The sequence below is a fragment of the Psychrobacter pasteurii genome (assembly GCF_900162815.1).
GTDB classification, from domain to species: domain Bacteria; phylum Pseudomonadota; class Gammaproteobacteria; order Pseudomonadales; family Moraxellaceae; genus Psychrobacter; species Psychrobacter pasteurii.
The window spans coordinates 1-8283 of sequence record NZ_FUGD01000121.1 but is presented as its reverse complement, the minus strand read 5'-3'; the positions used below and the strand labels follow the sequence as shown (position 1 = coordinate 8283).

The window sequence follows — 8283 nt, the reverse complement described above, 5'->3', positions numbered from 1 at the left end:
AACAAGACAAACTTGGCATTATCCCTAAGCAGTTTTATATTGAGCGTCACATCTACCCTAAATGGGTATGCCGTGAGTGTGACATCATTCATCAAGCGGTTACCCCCAAGCAGATTATTAACAAAAGCATCGCCACCCCAGAGCTGCTTGCACACATCCTTATTAGCAAATATGCAGACCATCAGCCGCTATATCGGCAGAATATTATCTATCAGCGAAGTGGGGTAACTATCCCCGATGCTACTATGGCCGACTGGGTAGGACGCTGCGGCGTTGCCCTTGAGCCTTTAGTCAGTCGCTTGCATGAACTATTACTGTCAGAGCCTATCTTACATGCCGATGAAACCCCGGTATCTATCATGAAGAACCATGTAAAGGTAGGCAGTAAATCATTAAAAAAAGGCTATGTCTGGGCGTATCTTACGCCACAGCACAGTGCATTAAAGGCGGTGGTCTATGACTTTGCCGAAAGTCGTCGTAATGAGCACCCTAAAGCCTTTTTAGATAAGTGGCGCGGTAAGCTGGTTTGCGATGATTACAGCGGGTATAAGTTCTTATTTCATCAAGGTGTGACTGAAATCGGTTGTCTGGCCCATGCACGGCGTAAATTTCATGAACTGCATATCACTGGGCAAAGTATCGTGAGCATTGAGGCATTAACGTTATTTAGGCAGTTGTATGCTGTTGAACGTGAGATTGATGAGCGATTTGAAAAAAATACACCCCCAACACCAAGAGATCCCCAAATAGTTCGGCAAATCAGGCAAGAAAAAGCCAAACCGATTGCCGATAAGCTGCACCAATGGTTACAAGAAAAAAGGCAGTTAACCACTAAAAATGCCAGTATTAGTAAGGCGATTGATTATTGCCTGAAACGTTGGCAGGCGCTGACTCAGTATCTAGATGATGGTAGGCTGCCGATTGATAATAATTGGGCGGAGAATCAGATGCGTCCGTGGGCACTTGGGCGTAAAAACTGGTTGTTTGCCGGTTCGCTGCGAAGTGGGCAGCGGGCTGCGAATATTATGTCCATCATTCAGTCCGCTCGCTTAAATGGCTTGGATGTGTCTGCTTATTTGACAGACGTGCTAAGACGCCTGCCTACTCAAGAGAGTCTGGATGAGCTGTTGCCTCATCGCTGGGTGCCACCGCAATAGGGGGTTGGTCGGATGCTTACATTACTACTTCTCAGAAAACGTTAAGGATAAGTTATGCCAAAGAACCATATGCCCAAAAATAACCTTGTCACACGTCGACGTTTTTTGGAGATGACGGGAGCAGGACTGATAGGCTTAACAGGTCTTGGTTTGGCAGGTTGCCAACAGTCTGGTAAGAATGAGAATGAGGTAGCAGATGCGACTTCTACTCAAAATGCACCAGCTACTAAGAGAGGTAAAGTCGTAAACGTATATAATTGGACTGAATACATCTCTGACAGTGTGCTTAAAGCTTTTACTGCGGAAACGGGTATTGAGGTGGTTTACAGTACCTTTGACTCCAATGAAGCAATGTATGCCAAGCTAAAGCTGATGCGCAATAGTGGTGATTATGATGTCATATTCCCAGGTACTGATTTTGTTGATAAAATGCGAAAGGAGAATATGCTTGAAGTGCTTGATCATAATAAGATCAGCAACTTTAAACTTTTGAATAAGACACTGTTAAATGCAGAATTTGATCCTGAAAATAAATATAGTGTGCCTTATTTATGGGGGTCATCAGGAATTGCGGTCAATACTAAGCGTATAGATTTATCGTCTATTAATTCATGGGACGATTTGTGGTTACCACAATATAAAGGTCGAGTCATGCTGATGAATGACCTACGTGACGTATTTTCTATGAGTCTTTTGACACTTGGTTATCCTACCTCAACTCAAGATCCCTATCACATCAAAGCAGCTTATGAAAAATTAGCAACATTAATGCCAAATGTGCGTACTTTCAACTCAGACGCGCCGCGTATGCCATTTATGGAAGGTGAAACCTATTTGGGATTGGCTTGGAATGGTGAGGTTATTATGGCGCAAGACCAAGGTATGCCTGAGCTTGATTTTGTTTATCCTAAAGAGGGTGTCATCATGTGGATGGACAATATGGCCATTCCTAAAAATGCGAAAAACTTAGAGAACGCTTATACCTTTATCGACTTTTTAATGCGCCCTGAGAACTCAGCGATTATCAGTGAAGAAATTGGTTACGGCTCACCGAGTGATGCTGCTCGCGCCTTAATGCCACCTAAGATGGCAAACAATGAGATTATCTACCCGCCAGCGGATAAAATGGGTCACGCTTTATTCCGTCGAGATGTTGGCGATAAGACCATGGCACTGTATCAAAAATACTGGGATCGTTTAAAAGTCGATATGTAGTTTGATAGCTGTCATTTTTTTGAAAGGCAGTCTTTAATATTTTAAATATGAACCCTTAAAAAGCCATTTAAACAAAAGGAGCGTTAGGACAGTGTGCCATGTCCTGCTCCTTTTTAGTGGGTAATCTAATAATCTCTATCGAAGATGGTTGCTGCTCCTGCCAATCTATCAATCCCATTGATACAAACTGTTCCAACCAACCTTGCATCGGCCAATGTTGCCATTTTTGATAAAAACGATTGGCATTAATCACGATGCTGTCTAAGTGATTTAGCGGTGGACGAGACACGCTATGCTGTTGATGGTAAGCCACATCCGCGCTTAGGTAAAACTTAATACCTAGTGAGCGAGCGGTAAAAGCAAAATCCGTATCTTCTGCACCATAGCCAATATATTGGGTGTCAAAACCCCCTATTTTATCGAACTGCTGTCGGGTAATGCCAAAGCATAGACTCCAAAAAGCCCCGTAATCTTCAGTCTGCTGTAACGCCGTTTGCAATGTCCCATCGCTGTCTGAGTCTGTAGCGGGCTTTGAAGGTATTGAGTCACTAGGATCAAAGTTAAAACGGTAAGGGTTATAGACCGATATCTGGTCAAGATGTGACGTCGGTAATTGACCCAACTTTAACTGCAGGCTTTCCTCAGAGCTTAACGGCCGAGTTAGATAACGCGGCTGTCCCATTAATAAAGCTTCAGGGTGGCGTTGTAACTTCAGACTAAACTGTTCAATAAAATACGGTGCCACTATACAGTCCACATCCAGAAAGATAAGCGCATTTTGACTGGCATGCTGCGCTCCCAAATTGCGATTGTGGCCGATATCGAACTTAGCGCTGTCCTCAGTTTTAGGGCTTGATGCCACTGTGGTAGGTATCTTGATAATATTTAGCGCAAACTCAGCCAAACGCTCAGGGTCTGCATCGTCGTTGATGATAATCACTTCAGCAGGTTGAACGCTGCCTTGTTCAAGACTGCTTAATAAATTATATAGATGGGTATTGCGGCCATAACAAGTGGTAATGACACTGACTTGTGCCAAATCAGGCATTGAGGACGTCGATTGAGATGCAGAATGAGAAACCATAGGTGATTATCTTTGATATTGAAATGTCGTAAGTTAGGCCATGAATAAGTTTAATCTGGTTGTAAATTAATGCGTGGCAGCAACCAATCTTGAAACCATGAATTAATAGACGTGTAAATTTTCGTACTTTGCATAAACTCTTCGGCTATTGAAGGTTTTAGATTTATATTAGAAGTTATAGTATTAGTAACAAAATCATTATCACTAGCAGATTGAGACACCTCTGTTTCAGATATTGCCGTCTCAGATATTGGTGTTGCAGATATTGCTATTGCAGATATTGGTATTTCTGATTCTGATTCTAGTATAGGTGCAGGATTAGAGTTATTTGAAGCTTGCCCCATAAATAATGAGTTATCTGAAAATAATTCATTACCATGCCTGGAGACTAATTGTTGAAAATAGTCCCAATCTACTGCGCGTCCTTCTTTTATCAAGGCCTGAGCTGTAAAATGTTGCTCATCATGAGGTCTAAAATCTGGTAATACCACTAGAGGCGTATCAGTGCTATAAACTTGTGCAATAGCGTTTAAGCCACAAGCCATCAGTAAACAATCACTATGTTCTATAAAAGGTGTAACATCGTTAACTTCAGCAGCGATATCTACAAAATCACGTATATCATGATGTATTGGACCTAATGAAATAATGAGAGCATGAGGCAATAGTTCTCGCAATTTGGGCAGTTTATTATCAATATCTTCATGCCCACCGTAGCCTTTAATCACCGTTATAATGGGACGATCATCTACCTCTATAGGTAGATTATTATTATTTGCAAAAGACACCAACGAGGCAATAAACTCTGGATAAGAAACATTAGCAAATTGAACAGCGTTTATAAAATTAAGATATAACGTCTTAGAAGGTAACCATTGCGGGGTAACACCAGCATCTAAAGCCTCTGGGTAGGGTGCAATCATAGCTAATGACCCAGCAAAAGCATTTAAATGAGGGGTATCATCACGCACACCGGGTAATCTTACATACAGATAAGGAATACTTGCGGCTCTGCACAGCATTGCAACCTCAACACTGACATCAATAATCATAAGCTCTATATTGAGTTTATGGATACTGTCTAGAATCTTATGGCTGCGCTTTTGTATATTGCTATTGCCCACTGGTGAATAATGCAAACTATTAGGCTGCCAGTATTCTCCGGCCCTACCTTTTAAGGTATCGCTCTCAAGTTCATCTTCTGCAGCCAACCTAATCACTTGCAACTCAGGTATAGAGTTAAACGCATAGGTCTCTGCGCTTAAACTGGTAAATACGGTGAAATGACTTCTTTGATCAGCGGGCAATAAAGCCGCCAACTTATCGGCTTGGCGGCAGTGTCCTGACCCATGATGGTGAGCATAGTACCCGATATTCATTGATATTATTCCTGACCAAAATTTGAAACAGCGAGGTCAACAGGCTGCGACAATGGCTGCTGAGTGTCGTTATCAATATTCACGAATCTATTAGCCTGACGTTTAAGGCTATCCGTACCTTTAATATTGTCAGCGCAATCTACTAGGTGTTGCCAATCAGGCTGCTGGCGTGCTGATTGGCTGGCTCGTGTTGTGTTCAATAAGGCTGAGTCAATTTGAGCTAGCGTCTGGTAGTATAAGTCTAAATAGCCCTCTACCATCGCTTGCACAGAGCAAAACTGTAAAGCGCGCTCATGACAAGATTGACGCGAAATATTTTTAATCTCATTAAAGCCTTGTACAAAAGCGTTCCCATCTTCTTTGGCGACGATAATACCTGTCTCCGGCGTGATAATTTCAGAGCTTGCTCCGGCATCGAATCCTAATACCGGAGTACCACACGCCAAACTCTCTGCAAGAGTCAATCCATAGGGCTCATCCCAGGTGCTCGTAAATAGCATAGCGGTGGCTTGGCGTAGATATTGATTAATCTCAGAGTTAGTAAGATGACCCACATAGCTAAACAGCTTGTCTTTACCAAGACTGGCATCTTGCTGCAATAAGGGTTCAACCTGCTCGTTAAAATATCCTTCATTACTCTTTGGTCCGGCAATAATCAGTTTCTTATTGGCCTGTTTGCAATACTGCATCGCCAAATGGGTGCCTTTTTCTGGGCAAATACGACCACACCAAAAATACACCTCTTCCTCAATGGGCTCTAGATTGGGAGTAAAAGATGTTATATCGATACCATTGTAGACCACGTGGGAGGGCACAAATTCTGAAAAAAGCTGCTGCTGATATTCGCTCACCGCTGTAAATTGGGTACTGGTACCCTGACTGAGCGTTAAAAGTGCCAGATGCAGTGTGGGGAAAATAGGGGTATGAAAGGTGGTGAAAAAACGGGGCCCAAAAGCTTGACCGGTCATCATAGGAATATGGTGTAAGCTATGATTATGAACAATATCAATGTCACCACGTTCATCACGCGCAATGATGTCGCGCATTGCCATTTGATAAGCTAAGTAACTGTGTAGCTCTTCACGGCTCATTGATAAGTTTTGGGGGCCAGTTTCTCCAATGAGCTGATCAAATTTATCTTCAGTGAGCAATGGCATTAACGTCGCTTTTGTTTTACTGTCTTTGTGTGCGTATAACAGCACTTCATGACCAAGATCTACTAAGCCATCGCATATTAAATGTGTCATCTTCTCTAACCCGCCAGCATAAGGCTCGGCAATAGGATATAGCGAGTGGGCAATAACCGCTATTCGTAGTGGGGCAGGTGAGTGGGGGTTAGTAGCAATATAAGGATCATTTTGAAATGACTCAGCAGGTTGCTGAGCGGATCTTGTAACAGGAGAAGATAACATAGGGGTCTCAAGACGAAAAGTCGTAAAAATATAAGGTTATAAAGTCGTTTATGGTTTAAAGATCATTGTTTAAAAATAATTATTTAAAGCTAAAATTCAGCATATTCATAACTAAGTACATGGATAACAAAAGGCGATTAAAGTTGCTTCTTATCAAAATAAGTCACATCAGATTTACTAATAAACTGTTGGTTATTAGAGGCTTCTAGGTTAGACAGCTTAGACTTCTCAATGACCTTACCTAAATTGTCTAGTTTGGCAGTGGCCTCTAACTTAGAACGCTCTAATGTTGTTTTTATGGCTAATTTAGCGGGTGTCGGGCCAACAAACTGGCCTGTGACTGTATTAATATATTGTTCTGAGCGCATTGTAGCTATTTTCACCGGCTTTTGAGTCTTGGCAGCAGAGAAGTTATTAATAGCCACCATTACTGAGGCAAGCTTTAGCAACAGGAAGCTAACCGCACAAACAAACAGTGCAGGCGAATAAAAGTCAGTCAGCGGTGAGACCATCACAGCAGTGAATAGGTTTAATAGCAACAACAGCTTGGGAGCAACCATCAGACTCTTTAACCATGGGGCAGTATGATCGGTCATCAAGTTATGCTTTGGCGTACAGTTAAAGGGTTTATTTTGCCCCCACAATACGGGCGCCCAAGATAAGGCTCCCAGCTCCCAGAAGTTAAGGTGCATAAGCCAAGTACGAAGTTTACCTTTGAGGGTAAATTGATGTTGATGATTGACCTGCTTATTAAGAGGTGCCTTATCATTTAAATAAGCCATCAAACGTCGAATCACAAAAAACGCATAACCGCTATAAACCATCATCAAAGGCAACTGTACAGCCGCTTTAGAAATAGGATAAACAGTAGACACCGCAATCATTAGCAAAGCGAAAAGGTGCAGCACAATAAACGGACCAGTAAAGTTAACCCAAGCCGTGAGCTGAGAAAAATGGGCCCGCAAATATTCCAGTCTTTCGCCCATACTCTGTGTATGTCTAAAAACACTGCTGTCTTTAGATGTTGTGGGTGAAGCTGAGGGTGTTGACGTTTGAGTGGCATCAACTTTAGAGGCAGGTGCAGAACTAAAATAGCCGCTAAGCACCTGCATATTACCGTATATCCAACGTTGGCGCTGTGACATCAAGTCTTTCAATGTATGAGGCAATAGCCCTGTAGAGATAACTTCAGGTATGAATTGACTGAATAACCCACTACGGTGCATTTTAACCCCCATCTGGGCATCTTCAGTAATTGACGCTGAAGACCAACCACCAAGTGCCAATAAGTCACTACGATTAATAACAGCGAAAGTGCCCGTAGATAAGGCTTTTGAGCAATTAAAAGAGCGCAATAAGTGATGATTAAAATAATGGTTTAACTCACTTTGTACTTCAGTTTGTGCACTACTGCGATAAAACTGGGGGAACTGTAGCAAAGTATGCTTAGGATAAGTAGCGATAGCATTGGCAATGGCCGCTCTTGCATGGGGAAGCGCTTGGTAGTCACTGTCTACGACCACAATGTGGGTGCAGTCATCATCCATCAGCTGAAGCGCTAAATTGAGCGCACCTGCTTTATAACCCTTCACCGAATCGACATGATAAAAGTGAACGTTTAACTTAGGGTGTAGTTTATTGCAGTAGTCTGCCAGAGGCTGATATAAATGGGTTTCTTGGTTGTTATTATCAACAATAAGAATTTCATCTTGAGGTTTCTTTACGGCCAATAATGATTTAATAGTCTCTATCACAAGCTCTGGTGGCTCTGCTCGAGTCATAATTTGAAAACTCAAAGCTACCTGTTTCTGAGTATTTAGTTTGTCAGAGCTTAATTTATCCAATTTATAGGTATTTGATTTATGGATATCTGAGATATAAGTATTTAACGCAGGTTTATCCAAGCTAGGATTGCCTAAAGTTAACATCTGCTCATTTGGGAGTAGCGGTTTAAAGTCTTTTATTATAGTGTTTACGCTTTTTTTATCGTTTTTTATAGTATGAAAATTTAGCGGTCTGTTACTCATGGATTATCC

The 8283-nt window shown here is 42.0% G+C and carries 6 protein-coding genes; 2 read left to right on the top strand and 4 right to left on the bottom strand.

What is annotated here, in order from left to right:
- Together tnpC and A1232T_RS10855 are read left to right on the top strand one after the other, a co-directional pair.
- Positions 1 to 1157 (top strand): IS66 family transposase (gene tnpC, locus A1232T_RS10860; RefSeq protein WP_077449428.1); only part of this gene is annotated, 1157 nt, incomplete at its 5' end.
- A gap of 54 nt (positions 1158 to 1211) precedes the next feature.
- The gene (locus A1232T_RS10855) at positions 1212 to 2372 is read left to right on the top strand and encodes an ABC transporter substrate-binding protein (RefSeq protein ID WP_077449427.1); all 1161 of its coding nucleotides are present in this window, start codon (positions 1212 to 1214) and stop codon (positions 2370 to 2372) included.
- 67 nt (positions 2373 to 2439) lie between these two features.
- On the opposite strand, the gene A1232T_RS10850 is transcribed toward A1232T_RS10855, so the two are convergent.
- The 4 genes from A1232T_RS10850 to A1232T_RS10835 all read right to left on the bottom strand — a co-directional run bounded on the left by A1232T_RS10850 (position 2440) and on the right by A1232T_RS10835 (position 8043).
- The gene (locus A1232T_RS10850) at positions 2440 to 3456 is read right to left on the bottom strand and encodes a glycosyltransferase family 2 protein (protein WP_077449426.1); all 1017 of its coding nucleotides are present in this window, start codon (positions 3454 to 3456) and stop codon (positions 2440 to 2442) included.
- A 50-nt stretch (positions 3457 to 3506) separates the two neighbouring features.
- On the bottom strand, positions 3507 to 4775 hold the full coding sequence (locus A1232T_RS10845; RefSeq protein WP_143513990.1) for a hypothetical protein: 1269 nt from the start codon (positions 4773 to 4775) through the stop codon (positions 3507 to 3509).
- Positions 4776 to 4840: 65 nt separating this feature from the next.
- A complete protein-coding gene (locus A1232T_RS10840) occupies positions 4841 to 6247 on the bottom strand; it encodes a glycosyltransferase (protein WP_077449424.1) in 1407 nt (468 codons plus the stop codon).
- 137 nt (positions 6248 to 6384) lie between these two features.
- The gene (locus A1232T_RS10835) at positions 6385 to 8043 is read right to left on the bottom strand and encodes a glycosyltransferase family 2 protein (protein WP_167367072.1); all 1659 of its coding nucleotides are present in this window, start codon (positions 8041 to 8043) and stop codon (positions 6385 to 6387) included.
- Between the last annotated feature and the right edge of the window lie 240 nt (positions 8044 to 8283).